The sequence below is a fragment of the Caenibius sp. WL genome (genome assembly GCF_019803445.1).
GTDB lineage: Bacteria > Pseudomonadota > Alphaproteobacteria > Sphingomonadales > Sphingomonadaceae > Caenibius.
This window is the reverse complement of the sequence record NZ_CP081844.1, coordinates 1,920,522-1,943,189: the sequence shown is the minus strand read 5'-3', so window position 1 is coordinate 1,943,189 and position 22,668 is coordinate 1,920,522. Positions and strand designations below refer to the sequence as shown.

General features: G+C 64.0%; 21 protein-coding genes. 8 read left to right on the top strand and 13 right to left on the bottom strand.

All coding sequences use genetic code 11. The features are described 5' to 3' along the window. Window positions 1-24 precede the first annotated feature (24 nt). From ligA to lepA, 6 genes are all read right to left on the bottom strand, one after another. Window positions 25-2,184: an NAD-dependent DNA ligase LigA gene (gene ligA / locus K5X80_RS09310; protein WP_222557474.1), complete on the bottom strand. Its 2,160-nt coding sequence runs from the start codon at window positions 2,182-2,184 to the stop codon at window positions 25-27. A 43-nt stretch (window positions 2,185-2,227) separates the two neighbouring features. Next, window positions 2,228-3,892, bottom strand: a complete 1,665-nt coding sequence (gene recN / locus K5X80_RS09305; RefSeq protein ID WP_222557473.1) for a DNA repair protein RecN — start codon at window positions 3,890-3,892, stop codon at window positions 2,228-2,230. Between the two features lie 185 nt (window positions 3,893-4,077). Further along, complete coding sequence (locus K5X80_RS09300) at window positions 4,078-4,890, bottom strand: outer membrane protein assembly factor BamD (RefSeq protein WP_222557472.1); 813 nt, start codon at window positions 4,888-4,890, stop codon at window positions 4,078-4,080. A gap of 142 nt (window positions 4,891-5,032) precedes the next feature. Beyond that, complete coding sequence (locus K5X80_RS09295) at window positions 5,033-5,737, bottom strand: LrgB family protein (protein WP_222557471.1); 705 nt, start codon at window positions 5,735-5,737, stop codon at window positions 5,033-5,035. Beyond that, complete coding sequence (locus tag K5X80_RS09290; RefSeq protein ID WP_222557470.1) at window positions 5,734-6,108, bottom strand: CidA/LrgA family protein; 375 nt, start codon at window positions 6,106-6,108, stop codon at window positions 5,734-5,736. Before K5X80_RS09290 ends, K5X80_RS09295 begins: the two co-directional genes overlap by 4 nt. 55 nt (window positions 6,109-6,163) lie before the next feature. Further along, window positions 6,164-7,981: a translation elongation factor 4 gene (lepA, locus tag K5X80_RS09285; protein WP_222557469.1), complete on the bottom strand. Its 1,818-nt coding sequence runs from the start codon at window positions 7,979-7,981 to the stop codon at window positions 6,164-6,166. A 231-nt stretch (window positions 7,982-8,212) separates the two neighbouring features. On the opposite strand from lepA, the gene K5X80_RS09280 reads away from it, so the two are divergent. Beyond that, window positions 8,213-9,529, top strand: a complete 1,317-nt coding sequence (locus tag K5X80_RS09280) for an FAD-dependent oxidoreductase (RefSeq protein WP_222557468.1) — start codon at window positions 8,213-8,215, stop codon at window positions 9,527-9,529. A gap of 69 nt (window positions 9,530-9,598) precedes the next feature. Here K5X80_RS09280 and dnaN read toward each other — a convergent pair whose 3' ends face one another. The 5 genes from dnaN to K5X80_RS09255 form a co-directional block, all read right to left on the bottom strand. After that, window positions 9,599-10,717 (bottom strand): DNA polymerase III subunit beta, encoded by a 1,119-nt coding sequence (gene dnaN / locus K5X80_RS09275; protein WP_222557467.1) that lies wholly within the window; start codon window positions 10,715-10,717, stop codon window positions 9,599-9,601. A gap of 176 nt (window positions 10,718-10,893) precedes the next feature. Continuing rightward, window positions 10,894-11,646, bottom strand: coding sequence for a 3-oxoacyl-[acyl-carrier-protein] reductase (gene fabG / locus K5X80_RS09270; RefSeq protein ID WP_222557466.1), 753 nt, complete (start codon window positions 11,644-11,646; stop codon window positions 10,894-10,896). Window positions 11,647-11,658: 12 nt separating this feature from the next. Continuing rightward, window positions 11,659-12,243 carry a hypothetical protein gene (locus K5X80_RS09265; protein ID WP_222557465.1) on the bottom strand — a complete coding sequence of 195 codons (585 nt, stop codon included), beginning with the start codon at window positions 12,241-12,243 and terminating at the stop codon, window positions 11,659-11,661. 2 nt (window positions 12,244-12,245) lie between these two features. Further along, window positions 12,246-13,184 carry an ACP S-malonyltransferase gene (gene fabD / locus K5X80_RS09260; protein ID WP_222557464.1) on the bottom strand — a complete coding sequence of 313 codons (939 nt, stop codon included), beginning with the start codon at window positions 13,182-13,184 and terminating at the stop codon, window positions 12,246-12,248. A gap of 26 nt (window positions 13,185-13,210) precedes the next feature. Then, the gene (locus tag K5X80_RS09255; RefSeq protein ID WP_222557463.1) at window positions 13,211-14,044 is read right to left on the bottom strand and encodes an LD-carboxypeptidase; all 834 of its coding nucleotides are present in this window, start codon (window positions 14,042-14,044) and stop codon (window positions 13,211-13,213) included. Between the two features lie 51 nt (window positions 14,045-14,095). Between K5X80_RS09255 and K5X80_RS09250 the strand changes: the two genes are divergently transcribed. Next, the gene (locus K5X80_RS09250; protein WP_261390483.1) at window positions 14,096-15,517 is read left to right on the top strand and encodes a glutamate ligase domain-containing protein; all 1,422 of its coding nucleotides are present in this window, start codon (window positions 14,096-14,098) and stop codon (window positions 15,515-15,517) included. Between the two features lie 5 nt (window positions 15,518-15,522). Here the strand turns inward: K5X80_RS09250 and K5X80_RS09245 are convergent, their stop codons facing one another. Beyond that, window positions 15,523-16,905, bottom strand: a complete 1,383-nt coding sequence (locus K5X80_RS09245) for an alginate export family protein (protein WP_222557461.1) — start codon at window positions 16,903-16,905, stop codon at window positions 15,523-15,525. 292 nt (window positions 16,906-17,197) lie between these two features. Between K5X80_RS09245 and rpsF the strand changes: the two genes are divergently transcribed. From rpsF to rplI, 3 genes are read left to right on the top strand one after another with little or no spacing between them, the layout of a single operon-like run. Next, window positions 17,198-17,566, top strand: coding sequence for a 30S ribosomal protein S6 (rpsF, locus tag K5X80_RS09240; protein WP_222557460.1), 369 nt, complete (start codon window positions 17,198-17,200; stop codon window positions 17,564-17,566). After that, complete coding sequence (rpsR, locus tag K5X80_RS09235; protein ID WP_021689187.1) at window positions 17,566-17,790, top strand: 30S ribosomal protein S18; 225 nt, start codon at window positions 17,566-17,568, stop codon at window positions 17,788-17,790. Before rpsF ends, rpsR begins: the two co-directional genes overlap by 1 nt. A 13-nt stretch (window positions 17,791-17,803) precedes the next feature. Beyond that, entirely contained in the window at window positions 17,804-18,409 is a 606-nt protein-coding gene (gene rplI / locus K5X80_RS09230; protein ID WP_222557459.1) for a 50S ribosomal protein L9, read from the top strand. Between the two features lie 157 nt (window positions 18,410-18,566). On the opposite strand, the gene K5X80_RS09225 is transcribed toward rplI, so the two are convergent. Next, the gene (locus K5X80_RS09225) at window positions 18,567-19,322 is read right to left on the bottom strand and encodes an alpha/beta fold hydrolase (protein WP_222557458.1); all 756 of its coding nucleotides are present in this window, start codon (window positions 19,320-19,322) and stop codon (window positions 18,567-18,569) included. 130 nt (window positions 19,323-19,452) lie between these two features. Between K5X80_RS09225 and K5X80_RS09220 the strand changes: the two genes are divergently transcribed. From K5X80_RS09220 to K5X80_RS09210, 3 genes are read left to right on the top strand one after another with little or no spacing between them, the layout of a single operon-like run. Next, window positions 19,453-19,908 carry a MarR family winged helix-turn-helix transcriptional regulator gene (locus K5X80_RS09220; RefSeq protein ID WP_222557457.1) on the top strand — a complete coding sequence of 152 codons (456 nt, stop codon included), beginning with the start codon at window positions 19,453-19,455 and terminating at the stop codon, window positions 19,906-19,908. Beyond that, window positions 19,901-20,983 (top strand): HlyD family secretion protein, encoded by a 1,083-nt coding sequence (locus K5X80_RS09215; protein WP_222557456.1) that lies wholly within the window; start codon window positions 19,901-19,903, stop codon window positions 20,981-20,983. The genes K5X80_RS09220 and K5X80_RS09215 overlap by 8 nt, the downstream gene beginning before the upstream one ends. Continuing rightward, entirely contained in the window at window positions 20,967-22,577 is a 1,611-nt protein-coding gene (locus K5X80_RS09210; RefSeq protein ID WP_222557455.1) for an MDR family MFS transporter, read from the top strand. The genes K5X80_RS09215 and K5X80_RS09210 overlap by 17 nt, the downstream gene beginning before the upstream one ends. The last annotated feature ends 91 nt before the right edge of the window (window positions 22,578-22,668 follow it).

The following is a 22,668-nucleotide window of genomic DNA, read 5'->3' as shown; positions in this document are numbered from 1 at the left end:
ATCAAGCCAAAGTGAGACTGTAGCCTAACCCGCCGCCTTGACGATCTCCGCCCAGGCGGCTTCGTCGATCACTTCGATGCCCAGTTCCGCCGCTTTCTTGAGCTTGGTCCCCGCACCCGGCCCGGCGACCACCAGATCGGTCTTGGCTGAAACGGAGCCGGCCGCTTTCGCCCCCAGCATTTCGGCCTGTGCCTTGGCTTCGTCGCGGCTCATCGTTTCCAGCTTGCCGGTGAAGACCACCGTCTTGCCCGCCACCGCGCTGGCCTTGGTCTCGACCACGTAGAGCGGCGGCGAGACTTCGGAGAGGAGATCGTTCCACACCTGCCGGTTGTGGTCCTCATGGAAGAAATCGGCCAGCGCATGGCCGACGGCGGTGCCGATCCCGTCGGTGCCGACTTCGAAAATGCGTTTCACCGCCTCGCTCATACGGGTGTTGAACGGGCTTTCCTTTTCCTCCGCCTCGCGCGGATGTTCGCTGCGATAGGCGGCGAATTCGGCCGCCTTGCCCGGCAAACGGTGAATATCGCCAAGCCCCTTCATCAGATCGCGTGCCGTCACCGCGCCGACATGGCGGATACCCAGGCCGAACAGGAGCCGCGCGGCATCCGGTTCCCGCCGCGCCTCAATCGCTTTCAACAGGTTGTCCACAGACTTGTCCTGCCAACCTTCGAGCGCGAGAATCGCGTCGCGCCGTTTGCGCAGGCGGAAGATATCGACCGGGCTTTCGAGCCACCCCAGCGCGAAAAACTGGTCGATGGTCTTCTCGCCCAGTCCATCGATGTCGAGCGCGCCACGGCTAACGAAGTGCTTCAGGCGTTCGGTCCGCTGCGCCGGGCAGATCAGGCCACCGGTGCAGCGCACATCGACTTCGCCTTCTTCCGCCACCGCTTCGCTGCCACATTCGGGGCAATGATCGGGGAACAGGAAAGCCGGGCGTTCCTCTTCCCGCGTCAGATTGGCAACCACTTGCGGGATCACGTCGCCCGCGCGCTGAATCACCACCCTGTCGCCCATGCGGACACCCAACCGGGCGATCTCGTCCCGGTTGTGCAGCGTGACATTGGTCACTGTCACCCCGCCCACCAGCACCGGGGCAAGGCGGCCAACCGGTGTCAGCTTGCCCGTGCGGCCGACCTGGATATCGATGGCTTCCACCGTGGTTTCGGCCTGTTCCGCCGGGAACTTGCGCGCGATGGCCCAGCGCGGGGCCTTGGCGACGAAACCCAGCCGCTGCTGCCAGTCGAGCCGATCGACCTTGTACACCACGCCATCGATTTCATACGGCAGATTGGCGCGGCCTGCCGCGATCCGGGCATAGGCCGCCAGCATTTCATCCAGCGTGGCGCAGCGGATCATTTCCGGCGAAATCGGCAGACCCCAACGGGCGATCTGCGCCATCACCTCCTGCTGCGTGGCGCCGGGCAAAGCGCTCGCCGCGCCCCAGCCATGCGCCCAGAAGCGCAAGGGGCGCTTCGCTGTGATCGCCGGGTCCTTCTGGCGCAGCGATCCGGCGGCGGCATTGCGCGGGTTGGCGAATTGCCGCACGCCCGTGGGATCGAACACCTCGCCGCGGCTTTCCGCCTTTTCGCGCGCTTCGGCCAGAAGCTGCGCGTTCAGCGCCACAAAGGCCTGCTTTTCCATGTACACTTCGCCGCGTATCTCGAACACGGCGGGGGCATCGCCCTGCAACTGCTGCGGAATATCGGCGATACAGGCAACGTTGGGGGTCACATCCTCGCCCACCTGCCCGTCGCCGCGCGTCGCTGCGCGCACCAGCCTGCCGTTTTCGTACCGCAGCGAACAGGACAGGCCATCGATCTTGTCCTCCGCCGTAAAGGCCACCGGTTCCTCGGCGGGCAGATTCAGAAACCGCCGCACGCGCCCGACGAACTCGGCCACTTCCTCATCGGTGAAAGCGTTGTCGAGGCTCATCATGCGCACTTCGTGCGCCACTTTCGACAGCGGCGATGCGGCGATCTCGTGCCCGACAAGCTGCGAAGGGCTGTCGGGCCGGATCAGGTGTGGAAAGGCAGCTTCCAGTTCCGCATTGCGCCGCACCAGCGCGTCGTATTCCGCATCGGAAATCTCCGGCGCATCCTCCGCGTGATAGAGCCGGTTGTGCCGCGCGATCTGCCGCGCAAGGCGCATCAATTCGTTGGCGGCTTCCGCTTCTGTGGTGGCCATGGTCAACAACCGTTCTGAAAAAGAAACTTCAGGCCGTGAGGCATCACACCCCCTCCAGCAAACGATCCGCCTGCGCGCGCGCTTCGGCGGTGATCTCCGCGCCGGAAAGCATCCGGGCGATTTCTTCCTGCCGCCCGGCAGCGTCGAGCAGCATCACCGAAGTGCGCGTCACCGTGCCTTCGGAGCTTTTGGCGATCATGTAATGCGTGCCGCCCCGCGCGGCGACTTGCGGGCTGTGCGTTACCGCCAGCAGCTGTCCGCCATCTGCCAGGCGCGCCAGCCGTTCGCCGATCGCCGAAGCCACCGCCCCGCCCACGCCGCGGTCGATCTCGTCGAAAATCACCGTGGCCGCGCCGCCCTGCTCCGCCAGCGCGACTTTGAGCGCGAGAATGAAGCGCGACAGTTCGCCGCCCGAAGCGATCTTGGCCAGCGGCGCGAAATCGGCGCCGGGGTTGGTCGCGATCAGGAATTCGACACTGTCGAGGCCGTGGGCGCCCCACCGCTCCTCCGGCAAGGGGGTCACGACAGTACGGAACCGCGCGGTATCCAGTTTGAGCGGCGCCAGCTCCGCAGCCACCGCCTTGTCCAGCCGCGTGGCGGCGTCCTTGCGCTGCGCATGCACCGCTTCGGCCAGGCCGCGATAGTGTTCGTAAGCCGCGCGTTCGGCGGCGATCAGATCGGAAATCTCCGCCTCGCCATGTTCGATGGAATCGAGCGCGGCGCGCATCGTGCGCATCTTTTCGGGCAGATCGTCCACCTGGCAATGATGCTTGCGCGCCTGCGCCCGCAGTTCGAACAGGCGGGTTTCGATCCGGTCCAGTTCGGCAGGGTCGAACAACAGGGCATCGGCGGCGGCGGCCAGTTTCTCCTCCGCCTCTCCCGCTTCGATCACCGCGCGGTCCAGCGCTTCCAGCGCTTCGGCCAGCAAGGGATGTTCGCCCGCGATCCGGTCCAGCCGCCGCGCCGCGCCGCGCAGACCCGCCAGAGCGGAATCGGAGCCTTCCCATAGATGGCGCAAATCTTCGAGATCGCCGGCCAGCTTTTCGCCCTTCTGCATATCGGCACGGGCACCCGCGAGGCTCTCCTCCTCCCCTTCGACAGGTTCGAGCGCGGTCAGTTCGGCAAGATAGGCAAGCAGCAAATCCTGTTCCGCTTTCGCATCCTCGATCGACGCCCGAGCCGCCGCAAGGCGTTCTCCGGCCACGCGCCATCCCTGCCATGCTTCGGCCAGACCCGCGACATCAGCGGCGGCGTAGCGGTCGAGCAGTTCGCGATGCCCGCGCGGATTGACCAGTCCCCGGTCATCATGCTGGCCATGCAATTCCACCAGCGCGGGCGCGATTTCGCGCAGCAGCGCCACACCCACCGGCTGATCGTTGATAAACGCACGGCTGCCGCCATCGGCCTTGAGACTGCGGCGGATCAACAGCGGTTCGCCCGGTTCGATCACCACCTCCGCTTCGGCCAACGCGCCTTGCAGGGCGCCCGGCAGCGTGGCGAATTCGAAGCTTGCCGTCACGCTTGCCTGATTCTCGCCTGCGCGGACCAGCGCGGAATCGGCCCGGTTTCCAAGAATCAGCCCCAGGGCATCGAGCAGAATCGATTTGCCTGCCCCGGTTTCCCCCGTCAGCACGCCCAGCCCCGGCCCAAAAGCGAGGTCGAGCGATTCGATCAGCACGATATTGCGTATGGATAGCTGGCTCAGCATCGGTACGCCGCTTCTAGAACATCGCGCGGAAAAGTGGGAACCGGTTTTCCACATCCGGCACCACGTCTGCCGAAACGGAGCATGGGCAATGCGCGGTTACGCCGCTTGCCTACCCTATACCGTCCAGGCCCCTTTGCACCGAACGAGGCACCGCCCGGCGTTTAGAGGCAAACGGGATGAGGCAATCAGCTCGCCTGTGCATCCGGCGCGTACCGGTTCATCAGCTTGTACGCGCGATCATACCACTTGCTGCCGGGGAAGTTCGAGCCCAGCACGGCAGCGTATTTCTTCGCTTCTTCCGGAATGCCCAGCGCAAGACTGGTTTCGGTCAGGCGATAGAGCGCTTCGGCGGTGTGGCTGGTGGTCTGGTACTTGTCGACCACCGTCTGGAAACGGATGCGCGCCGCGATCATCTGGCCCGAATTCTGGTAGAAGCGGCCGATTTCCATTTCCTTGCCCGCCAGATGGTCATGCACAAGATCAATCTTGAGCGAGGCATCGTTGGCATACTTGGTGTCGGGGAAACGGCGGACCACATCGTTCAGCGCGGTCAGCGCCTGTTCGGTGATCTTCTGATCGCGCTGCACATCGCTGATCTGCTCGTAATAGCACAGGGCGATAAGGTAATACGCGTATGCCGCATCCTTGTTGCCCGGATGGATCGAGAGGAAGCGCTGCGACGACTGGATCGACTGGTTGTAATTCTTGGCGGCGTAATAGGAAAACGCGCTCATGATCTGTGCGCGGCGGGCCCACGGGGAATAAGGGTGCTGCCGTTCCACCTCGTCGAACAGAGCCGCGGCCTGGCGCGCCTTGCCCTGATCGAGCCGCTGCTTGGCCGCCGCGTAAAGCGTTTCCACATCGCGCGCGACATAGGCGGTGCCCTTGTTCGTGCGCGGGCCGCCGCCACAGCCGGCAACCAACAACATGGCCGTAGCCGCCGAGGCGAGGATCGCGATGCGGGCGGGCGAGCGGAAAGAGCGGGTCTTCGTCAGCATGGCGTGCGTATAGCCAGCGCTTCGGGGAACGCCAAGTAAAGTTCGTCAAAAGGGGTGAAGTTCCTCACAACCTGCCGCGAACGCCACATGATCCAGCGCCATGGGCGCACCGCCCTGCCCGGATCGGCAAAATCCGCCGCTGTCAGAGCATCCAGGCGAAGAAAGACAGCAGCGCCGCGGTGACCACCGCATTCAGCGCCATGCCCAGACTGGCAAAAGCCCCGGCGATGCCATCGACCTGAAACGCCCGCGCCGCGCCGATGCCGTGGGCGGATACCCCGACAGCGAAGCCGCGCGCACGATAATCGGTGATCTTCATCGCGTTGAACAGCGGAGTCGCGACCATCGCCCCGACAATCCCGGCAAACAGCACGATCACCGCCGCAAGCGCGGGAATGCCGTGCAATTGTTCGGCTATCGCCATCGCCACCGGAGTCGTCGTTGCACGAGGGGCGATGGATGCCAGAATATCGCGCGGAGCGCCGAACAGGGAGAGGATGCCCACCGCGCTGACAATCGCTGTCACCGCCCCGGCGCCGAGCGCCAGCGCAATCGGCAGAGCGAGCTTGCGGATCAGCGCGCGCTGCCGCCAGACCGGCACCGCCAGACCGACCACCGCCGGGCCGAGCAGGAAAACGAGCATCGCCGTTGCATCGATATAGGTCGCATAAGAGGTGCCGGTCAGCACCAGCAACAGCATAATGACCGGCGTGGACCACAACACCGGATGGCACAGCGGATGCCGGTTGCTGCGTTTCGACAGGCGATCCATCGCTTCGAAAACGAGGAAAGTCGCCGTCATCCAGAACAGCGGCGTGGCCAGCAATCCGTGCAGCTGAGCGTTCATGGCTGCGGCTCTTGCGGGGGTTCCGCATCGTGGCCGCACTTTCGCAAGGCCCAGCGAAACACCAGGACGGACACCACCATCGTCAGGATCGTGGACACGACTGTCGCCAGCACCAGCCCCACGCCATAGCGGGAGAGCGTGCCCCCTTCCTCGATCACGCCCACGGCGGCGGGGACGAAAAGAATCGCAAGATGTCCGGTCAGCCAGGTCGTCACCGCCACCAGCGCGGGCCGCTCGCGGCGCACGGCGGCCAGCCAGCCGATCAGCAACAGCATGCCGATGACCGCGCCCGGCAAAGGCAATCCGGTCAGCCGGTGGATGATTTCGCCCAGCAACTGGCAAGCGAACAGCAGGGCAATGGCATCAACCACGACGAACCGTCCTCAGCCCGCTGCTCCTCCCCGGAAAGGGGTGAGCATGCATGGCTTACTCTTCGCCCATCCGCAGCGCGGCGATGAACGCTTCCTGCGGGATCGAGACGTTGCCGTATTCCCGCATCCGCGCCTTACCCTTCTTCTGCTTTTCCAACAGCTTCTTCTTGCGCGTGATGTCGCCGCCGTAACATTTGGCGGTCACGTCCTTGCGCAGCGCGCTGATGGTTTCGCGGGCGATGACCTTGCCGCCGATCGCCGCCTGGATCGGGATCTTGAACAGGTGGCGGGGAATCAGATCCTTCAACCGTTCGCACATATGGCGGCCGCGTTCCTCGGCCACGCTGCGGTGCACGATCATCGAAAGCGCATCGACCGGCTCGTTGTTGACCAGGATGCTCATCTTGACGAGATCGCCTTCGCGCAGACCGATCTGTTCATAGTCGAAGCTGGCGTAGCCCCGACTGATGCTTTTCAGGCGGTCGTAGAAATCGAACACGACTTCGTTGAGCGGCAGTTCGTAAGTGACCTGCGCCCGCCCGCCGACATAGGTCAGGTCCGTCTGGATGCCGCGCCGATCCTGGCACAGCTTGAGAATCGAGCCGAGATATTCGTCCGGGGTGTAGATCACCGCCTTGATCCACGGTTCCTCGATCGTCTCGATCCGGCTGGGATCGGGGTAGTCCGCCGGATTATGGAGATGGATTTCCTCTGCATCGTCAGTCCGCGAAGCGCGCAACTGGATGCGATAGACCACGCTGGGCGCGGTGGTGATGAGATCGAGATCGTATTCGCGGGTCAGCCGTTCCTGGATGATTTCCAGATGCAGCAGCCCGAGAAACCCGCAACGGAACCCGAAGCCGAGCGCGGCGCTGGTTTCCATTTCATAGCTGAAGCTGGCGTCGTTCAGCCGCAGCTTGCCGATGCTTTCACGCAGCTTTTCGAAATCGGCGGCGTCGATCGGGAACAGCCCGCAGAACACCACCGGCTGCACTTCCTTGTACCCCGGCAGGGCCTGTGTCGCGCCGTTCTTCACCGTGGTGATCGTGTCACCGACGCGGGCCTGCTCCACCTCCTTGATTTGCGCGGTGATGAAGCCGATTTCACCCGGCCCGATTTCCGGCAGATCGGTGCGCTTGGGCGTGAAGCACCCGACACGGTCGATCAGATGCTCGGTGCCGCCCTGCATGAACTTGACCTGCAGGCCCTTCTTGATCACCCCGTCGATCACCCGCACGAGAATGACGACGCCGAGGTACGGATCGTACCAGCTATCCACCAGCATCGCTTTCAATGCCGCTTCGCGATCACCCTGCGGCGGCGGAATCTTGGCGACCACGGCTTCGAGCACGTCCTCGATACCGATGCCGGACTTGGCGCTCGACAGCACGGCTTCGGACGCATCGATGCCGATGATATCCTCGATCTCCGCCCGCACTTTCTCCGGCTCGGCGGCGGGCAGATCGATCTTGTTGATCACCGGCACGATTTCATGGTCGTGCTCGATCGACTGATAGACATTGGCCAGAGTCTGCGCTTCGACGCCCTGCGCGGCATCGACGACCAGCAACGCCCCTTCGCAGGCTGCAAGGCTGCGGCTGACTTCGTAAGCGAAATCGACGTGGCCCGGGGTATCCATGAGATTCAGCTCATAGGTCTGCCCGTTCTTGGCGGTATAGCTCAGGCGCACGGTCTGCGCTTTGATCGTGATCCCGCGCTCACGCTCGATGTCCATGTTATCAAGGACTTGCTCGCTCATTTCACGGTCGGTCAGGCCGCCGGTGAATTGGATCAGCCGATCGGCCAGCGTCGACTTGCCGTGATCGATATGCGCGATAATCGAAAAATTGCGGATGTTGGCCAATTCAGTCATGCGCGCGCCGTTAGCAGCGTGCGCCCGAACTGTCAGCGGAATTTGTCATCCCAGCCCACCGGGTGAAGAATCACGCCGGAATGGGCCCTGCCGCAGCCACACCCGAACCCTCTGCAAATCCGGCCGCATCGCCTCTGCATTCTGCCCGATCGACAAAGAGCAAGTGCTTGTGCCCCGAGGCCAAATAGGGAAGAAAGCAAGGCAAGCGAGAACGAAGCGGGAGAAATTTGAATGCGCCATCTGGCGATCATCGGCTCGGGCCCTGCAGGTTACTACACCGCCGAAGCAGCGCAAAAACAATGGGGTGACGATGTCCGCGTCGACATCTTCGATCGCCTGCCCGTCCCCTATGGGCTGATCCGCACGGGCGTGGCGCCCGATCACCAGTCGATCAAGGGCGTATCCAACCGCTACGAGAAAACCGCCCTGTCCGACAACGTCCGGTTCGTCGGCAATATCTCCGTCGGCCAGGATGTGACGGTGGATGAACTGCAGGGGCTCTACGACGCGGTGATTTTCGCCACCGGCGCGCCGAACGACCGGCCGCTGGCGATTCCCGGTGAGGAACTGGGCAACGTATTCGGCAGCGCCGCGTTCGTCGGCTGGTACAACGGGCACCCCAATTTCGCCACGCTCGATCCCGATCTGTCGGGCCGCCACGCGGTGATCGTCGGCATGGGCAACGTCGCGCTCGACGTCGCGCGCATCCTTTCGAAGACCGAGGCGGAATTCGCGGGCAGCGATATTGTTTCCCATGCGCTCGATCTGCTGAAACGCTCGAAACTGGAGACGATCACCATTCTCGGCCGGCGCGGCCCCCACCAGATCGCGATGACGCCGAAGGAACTGGGCGAACTGGGCAAGCTGGAAAACGCCTGTCCGCGCGTGAACCCCGCCGATCTGCCGCCGGAAGACGACGATGCCGTGCTCGAACCGGGGCAGCGCAAATCCGTCGGCCATCTGCGCAGTTTCGCCGCCATCCCGGAAAGCGAGCGCGGGCAGTTCGGCAAGGAGGTGAATTTCCATTTCTTCGGCGTGCCCGAACGGATCATCGGCAACGGCAGGATCGAAGCGCTGGAAGTCTCCCGAACCGCGCTGCGCGATGGCAAGCTGGTGGCGACCGGAGAGGTCGAGACGATCCCCTGCGATCTGCTAGTCAGTTGCATCGGCTATCGCACTTCCCCCATCCCCGGCGTGCCGTTCGACGAACGGGCCGGACGCTTCGCCAACGACGAAGGGCGCATCCTGCCCGGGCTCTACTGCGTGGGTTGGGCCCGGCGCGGCCCGACCGGCACTATCGGCACCAACCGGCCGGATGGCTTCTCGATCATCGAGAAGATCGCGGAAGACTTCGATTCCGGCGCTCTCGGCGCGGCGCGCAAGGATGGCCGCCCCGGCTTCGACGCACTGGCCGAATCGCGCAAGCTCGACATCGTGACCTTCCGCGACTGGAAGAAGATCGAGGAAGCCGAAGAACGCGCCGCCCGCGAAGGGGCCCCGCGCGAAAAGTTCGTCCACATCGAGGAAATGATCCGCGCGCGCGGATAATTCAGACAGAAACGCCGCCATCCCGATCTGGCCGGGATGGCGGCGCGCGATTTCCGCAGGTGAAGCGGATCAGACCCGCATCGGCATCAGCACATAGAGCGCGGCGCTTTTCGAATCCTGGCGGATCAGCGTCGGCGCCCCGGCATCGGCCAGATGCAGTTCCACGGTATCGCCGTCGATCTGGCTGAGGATGTCCTTGAGATAATTGGCGTTGAAGCCGATCTCGAACCCTTCGGCGCTGTAATCCGCCGCCAGTTCTTCCGCCGCCGTGCCGTTGTCGGGCGAAGTGACCGACAGCGTAACCTTGTCGCGATCCAGCCCCATTTTCACCGCACGAGTCTTTTCCGTGGCGATCGTGGCCACGCGGTCCACGCCTTCGAAGAAGCTCTTCGGATCGAGCTTGAGCAGCTTGTCGTTGCCGGTGGGAATCACGCGGGTGTAATCGGGGAACGTGCCGTCGATCAGCTTGCTGGTCAGCACCACGCCGTTTTCACCGCCGAGAGTGAAGCGGATCTTGCTGGCCGACAGGTCGATTTCGACATTGGTGTCGAGCGCTTCTTCCAGCAGCTTGCGCAGTTCGGCCACCGCCTTGCGGGGCACGATCACATCCGGCATGCCTTCGGCCCCGTCGGGCCGGGCAATGGTGAAGCGCGCCAGACGGTGCCCGTCAGTGGCGGCGGCTTTCAGTTCATCGTCGGCCACATGCAGGAAAATGCCGTTGAGGTAATAGCGCGTTTCCTCCGTCGAAATCGCAAAGCGGGTGCGATCGACCAGTTCGGCCAGCGCCTTGGCCGAAATTTCGAAGCTGGTCGGCAGATCGCCTTCCACGATCATCGGGAAATCGTCACGCGGCAAAGTCGGCAGCGAGAAGCGGCTGCGGCCCGATTTCACCACCATCCGGTTGTCCGCCACTTCGAGGCTGACCTGGCTGCCATCGGGCAGCTTGCGGGCGATATCGAACAGCAGATGCGCCGAAACCGTGATCGCACCGGGCACGTCGACAGACACCGCCGACAGACTTTCCACGACCTGGAGATCGAGGTCCGTCGCCATGACGCGCAGCGTGTTGTCCGGCGCGGCTTCGATCAGGACGTTGGACAGAATCGGGATTGTGTTGCGGCGTTCGACCACCGACTGGACGTGGGACAGGCAACGCAGGAGCGTTGCGCGTTCGATCGTGGCCTTCATCGTTTACCGGTCCCCCTAGCGCGCCCACGGCGAAGGAATCGCCGTTCTGACGCATGGAAATACGCTGGTAATCCTTAACGCGGGCATCCCGCGCGGCAAGCAGGAATGGCGGATTTGCAGGAGAAGTTGGGGATAAATTCGGGAAATCCACCCCCGTGGCGCAGGGATGCGGGGCCTCAGCCCAGCATCGCCATGCCGCCGTTCACATGCAAGGTCTGCCCCGTGACATAGCCCGCTTCCTTCGATGCGAGATAGGAAACCGCTGCGCCGATATCCTCGCCTTCGCCCATGCGGCCCATTGGAATCTTGGCGTTGAGCGCGTCCTTCTGCGCATCGGGCAGCACGTCCGTCATCGCCGTGCGGATAAAGCCCGGCGCGACGCAGTTGACCGTGATTCCGCGGCTGGCCAGTTCCTGCGCCAGGCTCTTGGACATGGCGGTGACGCCCCCCTTGGCCGCGCAATAGTTCATCTGGCCCGGATTGCCGGTCGAACCGACGATGCTGGTGATATTGATGATCCGCCCGAATTTCGCTTTCATCATCGGGCGCGCGGCGGCGCGCATCAGGCGAAACGTCGATTCCAGATTGATGCGGATCACCGCATCCCATTCGTCGTCCTTCATCCGCATGGCGAGATTGTCGCGCGTGATCCCCGCGTTGTTGACGAGGATATCGAGCTTGCCGACGGTGTTGATCGTGGCCGGGATCAGTTCCTCCACCTGTTCCGGATTGCCCAGATTGCAGGTGATTTCCACATGATCGTGGCCGAATTCGCTGTTCAGTTCGTCACGGAAAGCGCGAAGCTTGTCCGAATTGGAGCCGGACAGCGCCAGTCGCGCGCCCTGCGCGGCCAATGTGCGGGCAATCGAGGAGCCGATGCCGCCCGATGCGCCTGTGACCAATGCCGTCATGCCAGAAAGGTCGAACATAATCTTTCCCCGTTATTCGCTTGCAAATCGTTTGGCGGCCAGCCGCTGTATGGCCTGTGCGGCCAGGAGCGCGCCAGCAAATTTGGTGCTGGTGTCGTTGTCCGGGATGCCGGAACTCAGAATGACGAGACCGAGATAGAGATTGTCGTCCTTGCTCGGTTCCTCGGCCTCTTCGCCTGACATGAAAGGCCCCATCATGTTTTCGAGAATAGGCCACAGGCGCTGCTGATCCGCACGGTTGATCGCCCTTAGAAGACGGACCATATCCGCATCGGAGAGCGGAGAATGCCTGCGCAGCCCCGCTTCCATCATCGCCCCCGTCTGATGGAAGACAGCGTTGAGAATGGCGTTGGGCGACCAGCCATGCTGATCCGCGCAGGCACCGGCACGCGCCGACAGAGCCCCCATCAGCGCCCCGGACGGTTCGCTTTTCAGGCTTTTCGTGTCGAACGAGCCGACGAAGGATTCGATGACCTTTTCCTGTTCCGCGTCGTAGCCTTGCGCCATGCAATCGAGATGATCGGCGGCATGTGCGCCCGGAGGGATGGCGAACAGCGCCGCCGCCATGCTTACGGCCGCGATGCGATGGCGCAGCACGCTCAGCCCAGCACCTTGGCCAGGGCTTCGATATCGGCCATGGTAATCACACTGACGACCGTTACATCGTCGACCGTGCGCGAAATCATCGGGCCGACGACTTTGCCGCCCAGTTCGACGAAATGTTCAGCACCGGCGGCTTTCATCGCGATCACGCTTTCGCGCCAGCGCACGCGGCCGCATACCTGCTCCACCAGCAGCCGCTGTTCTTCCGCCGGATCGCTGACCATCGCGGCGGTCACATTGGCGAACACCGGCAGGCGCAACGCGTTGACCGGCACCTGCGCCAGCGCTTCGGCCATCGCATCGGCGGCGGGCTGCATCAGCGGGCAATGGAACGGCGCGGATACCGGCAGCAGCACGCCGCGCTTGATCCCGTGATCCTTGACCATGGCCACCGCCCGTTCGATCGCCGCGCGGTGCCCGGAAAGGACGACCTGCGTCGGATCGTTGTCGTTCGCCACGGTGCAGACCTGCCCTTCCGCGGCGGCATCGGCCAGCGCCTGCGCCTTTTCCACATCGGCGCCGAGCAGCGCACACATCGCGCCTTCGCCCACCGGCACGGCGGCCTGCATCGATTGCCCGCGCAGCTTGAGCAGGCGGGCCGTGTCGGCCAGCGAGAAACCGCCCACGGCGCACAGCGCGGTGTATTCGCCCAGGCTGTGCCCGGCGACAAAATCACCCTTGTCGGCTATCGTCAGACCGCCTTCCTGTTCCAGCACGCGCAAGGTGGCGATGGCATTGGCCATAATCGCGGGCTGCGCGTTTTCGGTCAGCGTAAGCTGATCGTCCGGCCCTTCGAACATCAGCGCGGACAGCTTCTGCGAAAGCGCCTCGTCCACTTCCTCGAACACTTCGCGGGCCACCACGCTCGCCTCGGCGAGTTCCTTGCCCATCCCAACCTTCTGGCTCCCCTGCCCGGGAAATACGAATGCCCGCATATTCAAAACTCCTTTGCCGCGCGCGGTTATTGCCCCGCCGCTTTCCCCGCAAGCCCGAATGGCACAATCTTGTTGGCAGGATCATGCCCCACATCGGCCGGGCCAAGATAGGGGATTCCCGCACGATCGCACCAATACCGGGCGATTTCCTCCGCATCCGCGCCGAACGGCCGGTCGTTTTCGGGCACGTCGCTCACCCGCCCGAGGCGCAGCCCGGCAAGCCCCGGCAACTGGCTGGTGACATGGAAGAACAGCCGGTCCACCGCATAGAGGTATTCGGACACTTCCTCGACCATCACCACATGGCCCGTCAGGTCCGGCATCAGATCGGTGCCGCACAGCATGGCCAGCGTCATGAGATTGAACGCCGCCACGGGATGCGGGCATTCGGCCAGCGTCGGTTCCAGCCCGCCACGCCCGCCCGCAAGATAGCCGAGCGCCCGGCGGATCGCCGCCTCCCCGCCATCGCGCCGGATATCGCCCGCCATCGGCCCATGGGCGGGGTGCCCCACTCCGGCCCGATAGAGCGCGCCCAGCATATAGCCGCCATCCGAATATCCCAGATAGACCTTGTCCCGTGCCGCTGCCCCCAGCCGCGCCACCACCGCCCCGGCGATCCGGTTCGCGCCATAACCGCCGCGCGCGAACCACACCGCATCGAATGCCGGATCGTTCGCGCATTCGAGAAAGGCATCGCGCCGCATGCTGTCGGGCCCGGCAAAATGCCCATCCACGGCAAAGCATTGTTCGTGGAACGCCAGTTGCACATCCGGGAAGTCTGTCGCGGCAAGATAGAGCACGCGGTCGGCCTCTTCACGCAAGAGGGGCGTCGACGGTGCGCAGACGGCTATTCGGGTCATGGCGATACCTAGCCAGCTTGTGTTGTCCGGCACAACTGATACCGAGGGACTATGAACGACAATCTGGCTGATTTGACTGCTCACCCCTGGTTCTTTTGCGGCATTGGTGGATCGGGGATGCTTCCGCTCGCCATGATCCTGCGCGGACAGGGCGCGGCCATCGCCGGGTCCGACCGCAGCCGCGACCAGGGCCGCACGCCGGAAAAATTCGCCTGGCTGGAACGGCAGGGCATCGCTCTGTTCCCGCAGGACGGCAGCGGCGTCACCAATGCTGCCCAGGTGCTCGTCGCCTCGGCCGCGGTGGAAGACACCGTGCCCGAAGTGATCCGGGCAAAGGAACTGGGCTGCCCGCGCATGACCCGGGCGGAATTGCTTTCCACCCTGTTCAACCGCGCGCGCGCGTCCATCGCCGTGGGCGGCACCAGCGGCAAATCGACCGTGACCGGAATGCTCGGCTGGATCATGCATCAGGCCGGGCGCGATCCCACGATCATGAATGGCGCGGTGATGAAGAACTTCGTCGCGCCCGATACACCCTTTGCCAGCGCGCGAGTGGGTGCGGGGGATGTGTTTGTTTCGGAAGTCGACGAAAGCGACGGCTCCATCGCGCTCTACCGCCCGTCGGTCGCGGTGCTGCTCAATGTCAGCCTCGATCACAAGAGCATGGAGGAACTGCGCCAGTTGTTCGGGGATTTCCTCGCCATCGCAGGCCGCGCGGCCATCAACTGGGACGATAGCGAAAGCCGCGCGCTAGCCAGCGGGGCCAGTGCGCCGGTCACGTTCGCTATCAACCATCCCGAAGCGATGATCGGCGTCGAGCCCGGCACTGTCGCCGACAGTCCGACCGGGATCGCGGCCACACTGATCGACCGGAGCAGCGGCATGCGCCACGCGCTCGTTTTGCAGGTGCCCGGCCGCCACAATCTCTCCAACGCTCTCGCCGCTGTGGCGGGCGCCCATGCGGCCGGCGTTTCCATTGCCGATGCGGTGGCCGCGCTGGGCACGTTCGCGGGGCTTGCGCGCCGGTTCGATATCATCGGCACCAGCCCATCAGGCGTGACAGTGATCGACGATTTCGGCCACAATCCCGAAAAATGCCGCGCCACGCTGCGCACGCTCAAAAGCCATCCGGGCCGCGTGATCGCCTTCTTCCAGCCGCACGGTTACGGCCCGCTGCGCCAGATGGGGCGCGAACTGGCGGAAACTTTCGCGCAGGAACTGGACGCAGGCGACATCACGATCCTGTGCGATCCGGTCTATTTCGGCGGCACGGTGGATCGCAGCGAAGGCAGCGAACGGATTGTCCGCCTGATCGAACAGGCAGGCGGCCACGCGCGCTATATCCCGGATCGCGAGGCCTGCGGGCAGGCCATTGTCGCACTGGCGCAGCCGGGCGACCGGATCGTGGTGATGGGCGCGCGGGACGACACGCTTTCGCTGTTCGCCCGCGATATCCTCAGCAAGCTGGGCTGACCGGCTCAGAACGTGGCGGTCAGTTCCACATAGCCGAAAGCGGGATTGCCATAGCGGTTGGCATTGGCGGCGTCCTTCAGGAAGCGCCCGTTGAGCAGCACCGCCCCGCCCGTATCCAGCCGCAGGATTCCCGGGACCGCCCAATAGCGCACGCGCGCTTCGATCTGGTGCCCGGCGAAGCGGCCCGCCGCCCCAGCCGGATCACGCACGCCGGTGGTGGCGAAACTGTCATACGCGCTGTCGAGCCAGTTCGCGCTGTAATGCAGGAAGCCGTCCCAGCGCTTGCTCGGCTCCACTTCCAGACGCAGCCCCAGCGAACTGACGTTGCTGCGTCCCAGGGCCCCGAACGTGCTGGTCGGCCCGAAATCGCCCCGGCGCGATCCGTAGAGATTGTCGAACCGGCCGTAGCGGCCGCCCGGTTTGTCCCCCGATGCCCGGTCGTATTCCAGCGCGACGCGCGGAGACCAGTCGGCGGCGAATTGATAACCTGCTTCGGCGTGGAGCGTATAGGCCGACACGCCGACCCGGTCCGCCGCTTCCGCCGCGGATTGGCGCACGTGGCCGAACTGGTAAGCGCCTTCCAGCTCGAAATCCCATTTGCCGGGCGCGGGCTTGGTGAACAGCCGCAGCCCGGGGGTGTAAAGCTGGCGGTTGCGCGTCGCCAGCCGATGCGAATCGCGTTCGTTGAGCCCGTAGAAATAGGCTTCCAGCGTCATCCCCCGCCCGACCGGTTGACTGGCGAAAGCGCCCCAGAACTGCAGGTCGAAACTTTCCCGATCCCATTTCACCCGGTTGTCGAGAATGCCGTCCTTGTCCGCCGGTTCGCGGATCAGCGGCAGAGTATAGAAAGCCGCCACGGTGCCCTTGTTCGCCGTGCGGACCTGCAGCTTGGCCCCGGTGAAGGCATTGGTGGTGTTGCGGAAATTGTTGCGCGACACCAGCCTGCGCGAACCCAGATCCATAGTGAAGCGGCCCACATCCAGCGTGGTGTCGCTGCCTTTGCCCAGGCCGTCGCCGAAATCGAATCCGAGATAGGCCTGCACCAGTTCCAGCGCGTTGACTTCGCCGGTCCCGATGGAACTGTTCCGTCCGGCCAGATAGGCCCGCGCATCGATCAGCTCGCCACCGATCCGAACGGGGCCGGTATCGTACTGCGCCGCCAGAGTGGAGCGGATGAGAAGGATATCGGAGTTTTCCTCCAGCCCCGGGCGGAACTGGTTGGCTATGCTTTCATAGCGCACGCGCACGCTGCCCGAGACGGAAAGACCATCGGGATCGCCAATTGCCTGTTGCAGCGGGCCGGGATCGCCCTTGTCCTCAGCCAGCGCGGGCGACGACGCGGCGAGCGCGGCCAGCCAAACGATCCATCGGGTGCCTGTACGGGTCATCGTCTTTTCCTGATCATGGCGGATGCCAAACGCAAGCGGCAAGGTGATCGATTTCCGCACCTGCGTTGCCGGCGTAAAGGATCGGCGCGGCCAGATCATCCCCGATACATGCGCCCGCCCGCAGAATTTCCTCGCTCCGCCTTGCATTCCTGCAAAAACCGGCTATGGCGCGCGCTTCCCGTGCAGGCAGGGCCATGCCCATCGCTGTTCTGGAAATCGAAGAAGGCCGGAGGGGCTCCCGCGATGGGCGCGGGAATGCCAGCGATCGGCGGAAATTGAAAGGATAGCGCACATGCCGCTCTACGAGCATGTTTTTCTTGCGCGCCAGGACCTGAGCCAGAGCCAGGTCGATGCGCTGGCAGCCGCTGCCACCGAGATTGTCGAACAGGGTCAGGGCAAGGTCACGAAGACCGAAACCTGGGGTCTCAAGAACCTCGCCTACAAGATCGACCGTAACCGCAAGGCGCACTTCGTGCTGCTGAACATCGATGCTTCGGGCAGCGTTGTCGAAGAGCTGGAGCGCCAGAGCCGCATCAACGAAGACATCATCCGCTACATGACCGTCCGTGTGGACGAACATGAAGGCGGCCCGTCCGTGATGATGCGCAAGAACGACCGCGAACGTCGCCGCAGCCGCGACCGGGATGGAGACAACAACTGATGGCCCGCCCCTTCTTCCGCCGCCGCAAAAGCTGCCCGTTCTCCGCGAAGAACGCGCCGAAGATCGACTACAAGGACGTCCGTCTGCTGCAGGGCTTCATGTCCGAGCGCGGCAAGATCGTCCCCAGCCGCATCACCGCCGTTTCCGCCAAGAAGCAGCGTGAACTTTCCAAGGCGATCAAGCGTGCGCGCACGATCGGCCTGCTGCCCTATATCGTGAAGTAAGGAGGGCACGACCATGGATATCATTCTGCTCGAACGTATCGAGAAGCTGGGTTCCATCGGTGACGTCGTCACCGTGAAGGACGGTTACGCCCGTAACTTCCTTCTCCCCCAGAAGAAGGCCCTGCGCGCCAACGACGCGAACAAGAAGGTCTTCGAAGCCAACCGCGAACGCCTGGAAAAGGAAAACGCGGAACGCCGTGTCGTGGCCGAAGGTCAGGGCAAGGACGTGGATGGCGTCGAAGTCGTCCTGATCCGCGCCTCGTCGAACTCGGGCCAGCTTTACGGTTCGGTCAGCGTCCGCGACATCGTCGATGCGCTGGTCGCCAAGGGCCACGACATCACCAAGTCGCAGGTCATTCTCGAACGCCCGATCAAGACCATCGGCATGTTCGACGTGCGCGTTGCCCTTCACCCCGAAGTTTCGGTAACCGTGAAAGCCAATGTCGCCCGTTCGGACGACGAAGCGGAACTGCAGAGCCAAGGCGTCGACGTCATGGCCCAGATGTTCGAAGATGAACGCGCCGAATCGGAAGGCTTCACCGAAGCCGTCGATCCGAACGCGGAACCCGGCGAAATCCCGGCCGACCTCATGGATGAGGCCGCCGAAAACGAAGCCTGAGGGTAACCCAGCGCTTCGCACCTGCCGGGTGCGTCTTTCAGAAACCCCCTTTCCTCGCGGAAAGGGGGTTTCTTTTTGCCCCGCAGCCTTTTGCGGCGGGTATTGCAGCGTTTGGGATGCGCGCGCCGGCCCCCGCCCGTTCAGCCCGCGCCCATCCTCAGGCGGTCAGGAAATCGGCAATCGTCCGCCCCAGCGCAGGATCGGTGACAGAACTCATATGCGTGCCCGATATTTCGGCCATGCGCGCATCGGGCAGCGCGGCCACCAGGTCTTCGGGGGCGCCGTTGTCCCGGTCCTTGTCCCCGTTCACCACCAGCGCCGGCATGGTGACGGGCGCAAGATCGCTCTCGGCAATGTCCCCCACGGATTGCAGCAGCAGCCGCGCCGCCACCCGGTCGACTTTGGTCGATTTCATGAACTGGACGGCAAAATACGCGGGATCGCCGCGCTTGACCTCCTCGAAACGATCGATCGCATCGAGGAAGAAGGCCGCGCGGTCATGCCAGCCGGAAAGCCCCTGCAACCCCATGCCCGCCAGCACCAGCCTGCGTGGAGCCACGCCAGCGATCACCGCCGCCACCGCAGTCCGCGCGCCGAGTGAAAACCCCGCCAGATCGAATGTGCCGAGCCGGTAATGGCCGATGATATCCTCCACATCGTGCACCAGCACATCGCGCGGATAGGCACCGGCCCCGTGCGGAGCCTCGCTCTGCCCATGGGCCCGCAGATCGGGCATGATCACATCGAACCCGGCATCGGCCAAGGTGGCCGCATGGCCAAAGCGTATCCAGTTGGTATCCGCGTTGGAGAACAGGCCGTGCAGCAACAGCAACGGCCGCCCCGCCCCGATCCGGTGGATCGCCAGCCGCGTGCCGTCGCGCGCGGTTACACACTCGTCGATCACATCCGCCATCGGTTTCCGGTCTCCACTGTTCCAGCCGAAAAGGCGCGATAAACCGCACGGTGGAGGAATGCAAAAACAGGCGCTTTCCTCCATTACGTCCGCTTGCATACTAAGCAGCCTTATTATATTTGCCCTCATCATGAGACAGGTGGGCTATCTTCTGGCGGATTGCGCGCGCCATATGCGGCGCCTGTTCGACGAACGGATGCGCGAAATCGGCGTGACGGGCCCGCAGGCGCGGCTGCTGATGCTGCTCGCCGCGCGCGAGGGCGAACAGCAGAGCTATTACGCCAACATGCTCGAAGTCGAGCCGATCACGCTGTGCCGCATGGTCGATCGGATGGTCGAATCCGGCCTGATCGAGCGCCAGACCGATCCGAACGACCGGCGTGCGCGGTTGCTGCTGCGTTCAAAACGCGCTCGGGCCATGGCCCCGGTGCTGCAGGAAAAGATCGATCACCTGGCCCACGATATCCAGGCCATTTTCGCGCCCGACGAATTGGAAACCCTGCACGCCCTGCTCGCCCGCATGGCGGAACAGCTCGTCGCCGCGCCGGCAAAGACACAGGAAACGAAAGAGACCATCGATGGCTGAGGCTGACCTGCCCATCCGCAACGATTCCGCCATGCCCGATACGCCGGAGCGCGGCGGAATCGCGCCTGTCGCCACCAAACGCCTGCGCCTTCTGGCCATGATCAGCGTGCCGCTGCTGATCGTCGCCGGGGGGGCCACCTACTGGATCATGCAGCAAGGCAAAGTATCGACCGACAACGCCTATGTCCGGCAGGACAAGGTCTCGGTCAGCGCCGAAGTCGGCGGGCCGATTGCCGATGTCCAGGTGAAGGAAAACCAGCATGTCGAAGCGGGGCAGATCCTGTTCCGCATCGATCCGCATCCTTTCGAATTGAAAATCCAGCAGGCCGATGCCGCGCTGGCCAGCGCACAGGCCAATGTCACCGCGCTGTCCAACGATGCCGCGCTGTCCGGCGCGGATATCAGCGCGGCGCAGGAAGACATTGCTTTCGCCGAAGCCACTTTCGCCCGGCAGCGCGCGCTGTGGCAGCGCGGCTTCACCACCAAGGCCGATTACGATGCCGCCCGCCACGCGGTGGAGCAGGCCCGCGCATCGCTGCGCACCGCGCTCGCCAGCCAGACGGAAGCCCGCGCACGCCTGTCCAGCGGGGCGGCAGTGCCCGGCGTCAATCCGCAGATCGCGGTGGCCAGGGCCCAGCGCGCAACGGCCGAACTCGATCTTAAGCGCACGGTGGTGCGCGCGCCCGCATCGGGCGTGATCGCGGAATCGGACCGCTTGCAGAAAGGGCAGCTTGTCGTCTCCGGCCTGCCCGTCGTCACGCTGGTGAAAAGCGATGACAGCTACGTGGAAGCCAATTTCAAGGAAACCGATCTCAAGGACATGCGGGTGGGCCAGCGCGCCGAAATCCGCTTCGACGCTTATCCCGACACGGTGCTCAAAGGCCGGGTCACGTCCATCGGCGCGGGCACGGGGTCGGAATTTTCCGTCCTCCCCGCCCAGAACGCCACCGGCAACTGGGTGAAAGTGACGCAGCGCGTGCCCGTGCGCATCGCCATCGAAGGCAAAAGCCCGCGCCAGCTTATCGCCGGTCTGTCGGTGGATGTAACCGTGTTCACCAATGAAAAGGGCCACTGAGGCCATGGCCAGCGCCGCACCTCCGGCGCAGAACGGCGGCGATACGGCAGCGGCGGGAGCCATCCTCGACGCGCCACGCTTTCCCGTGCCCAATCACAGCATGCTCGTGTTCGGCACGATGCTGGCCGCGCTGATGCAGGTGCTGGATTCGACGATCGCCAATGTCGCGCTGCCGCACATGCAGTCCGCGCTGGGCGCGCAGCCGGATACCGTCACCTGGGTGCTGACCAGCTATATCATCGCCAGCGCGGTCGCCCTGCCCACCACCGGGTGGCTTTCCGGGCGGATCGGCGCGCGGCGGCTGTTCCTGCTGTCGGTGATCGGCTTCGTCATCGCCTCGATGCTGTGCGGAATGGCGCGCAATCTGGAAACCATGGTGCTATTCCGCTGCCTGCAGGGAATTTCCGGCGCCTATATCCTGCCGCTCAGCCAAAGCTCGATGCTCGATGCCACCAAGCCCAGCCGCCATGCGCCGATCATGGCGCTGTGGAGCCTCGGGGTGATTATCGGCCCGATCATCGGCCCGGTCCTCGGCGGCTATCTCACTGAATATTCGAACTGGCGCTGGATCTTCTACGTCAACGTGCCGCTGGGAATCATCGCGCTGTCGATGCTGATCGCACAGTTGCCGGAAACGCCCCGCGTCAAGCGCCCGTTCGACTGGACCGGTTTCCTGCTCGTCGCCGTCGCGCTGGCCGCGCTGCAGATGCTGCTCGACCGCGGCCATCAGGTCGACTGGTTCCACGCGGCGGAAAGCTGGATCTATCTCGGGATCATCATTTCCTGCGTGTGGATGGCGGTGATCCATTTCTGCACCGCCGCCCACCCGCTATTCGACCGCCAGCTTTTCGGCGATCTCAATTACAACATCGCGCTGGTGTTCATGGTCGTCACCGGGATCGTCATGTACGCCAACATGGCGCTGCTGCCGCCGCTGATGCAAGGCCTGCTGGGCTACAGCGTGATCGACACCGGCATCCTGCTGGTGCCGCGCAGCGTGGGCACGCTCATTTCGATGCAGGCGGTCGGCTGGCTGGTCCGGCGCGGTGTGGATGCGCGCATTCTGGTGGGCACCGGCACCGTGTTGCTGGCCTATTCGCTTCACATGATGGCGGGCTGGTCGCTCGCGGTGGACCAGTACCATATCATCGTTTCGGGTATCATCATGGGGCTCGGCGTGGGGATGATCTTCCTGCCGGTCAACGTCGCGGCGTTCACCACGCTCAAGCCGCAATTGCGGGCGGAAGGCTCCAGCCTCCTGAACCTGTTCCGCTCGGTCGGCTCGTCCATTGGCATTTCGATCATGACCGCGCTGTACGCGCGCAACATACAGATCAGCCACGCCGACCTTTCCACCCACATCTCGGGCAATCTCGGCGGGGTGATCGACCTTTCCACGGTGGACCGTTACCAGTCCATCGCCGATGCCGGGCTCCACATGGTCGATGCGGAAATCAACCGGCAGGCAGCGATGATCGCCTATATTGACGATTTCTATCTGATGATGTGGTTCTCGCTGGCGACTTTGCCGCTGATCCTGCTGATGAAGATCAGGCCCGGCCCCACCTTCACGCCGGAGGACACCGGCCACTGATCCGGCGCGGGGCCCCGCACCCAAATTCCTATCCCGAAACGGCACCGGCCCGCCCCGGTACAAACCAGGGCGGGCCGGCGTGTGTGCAGCG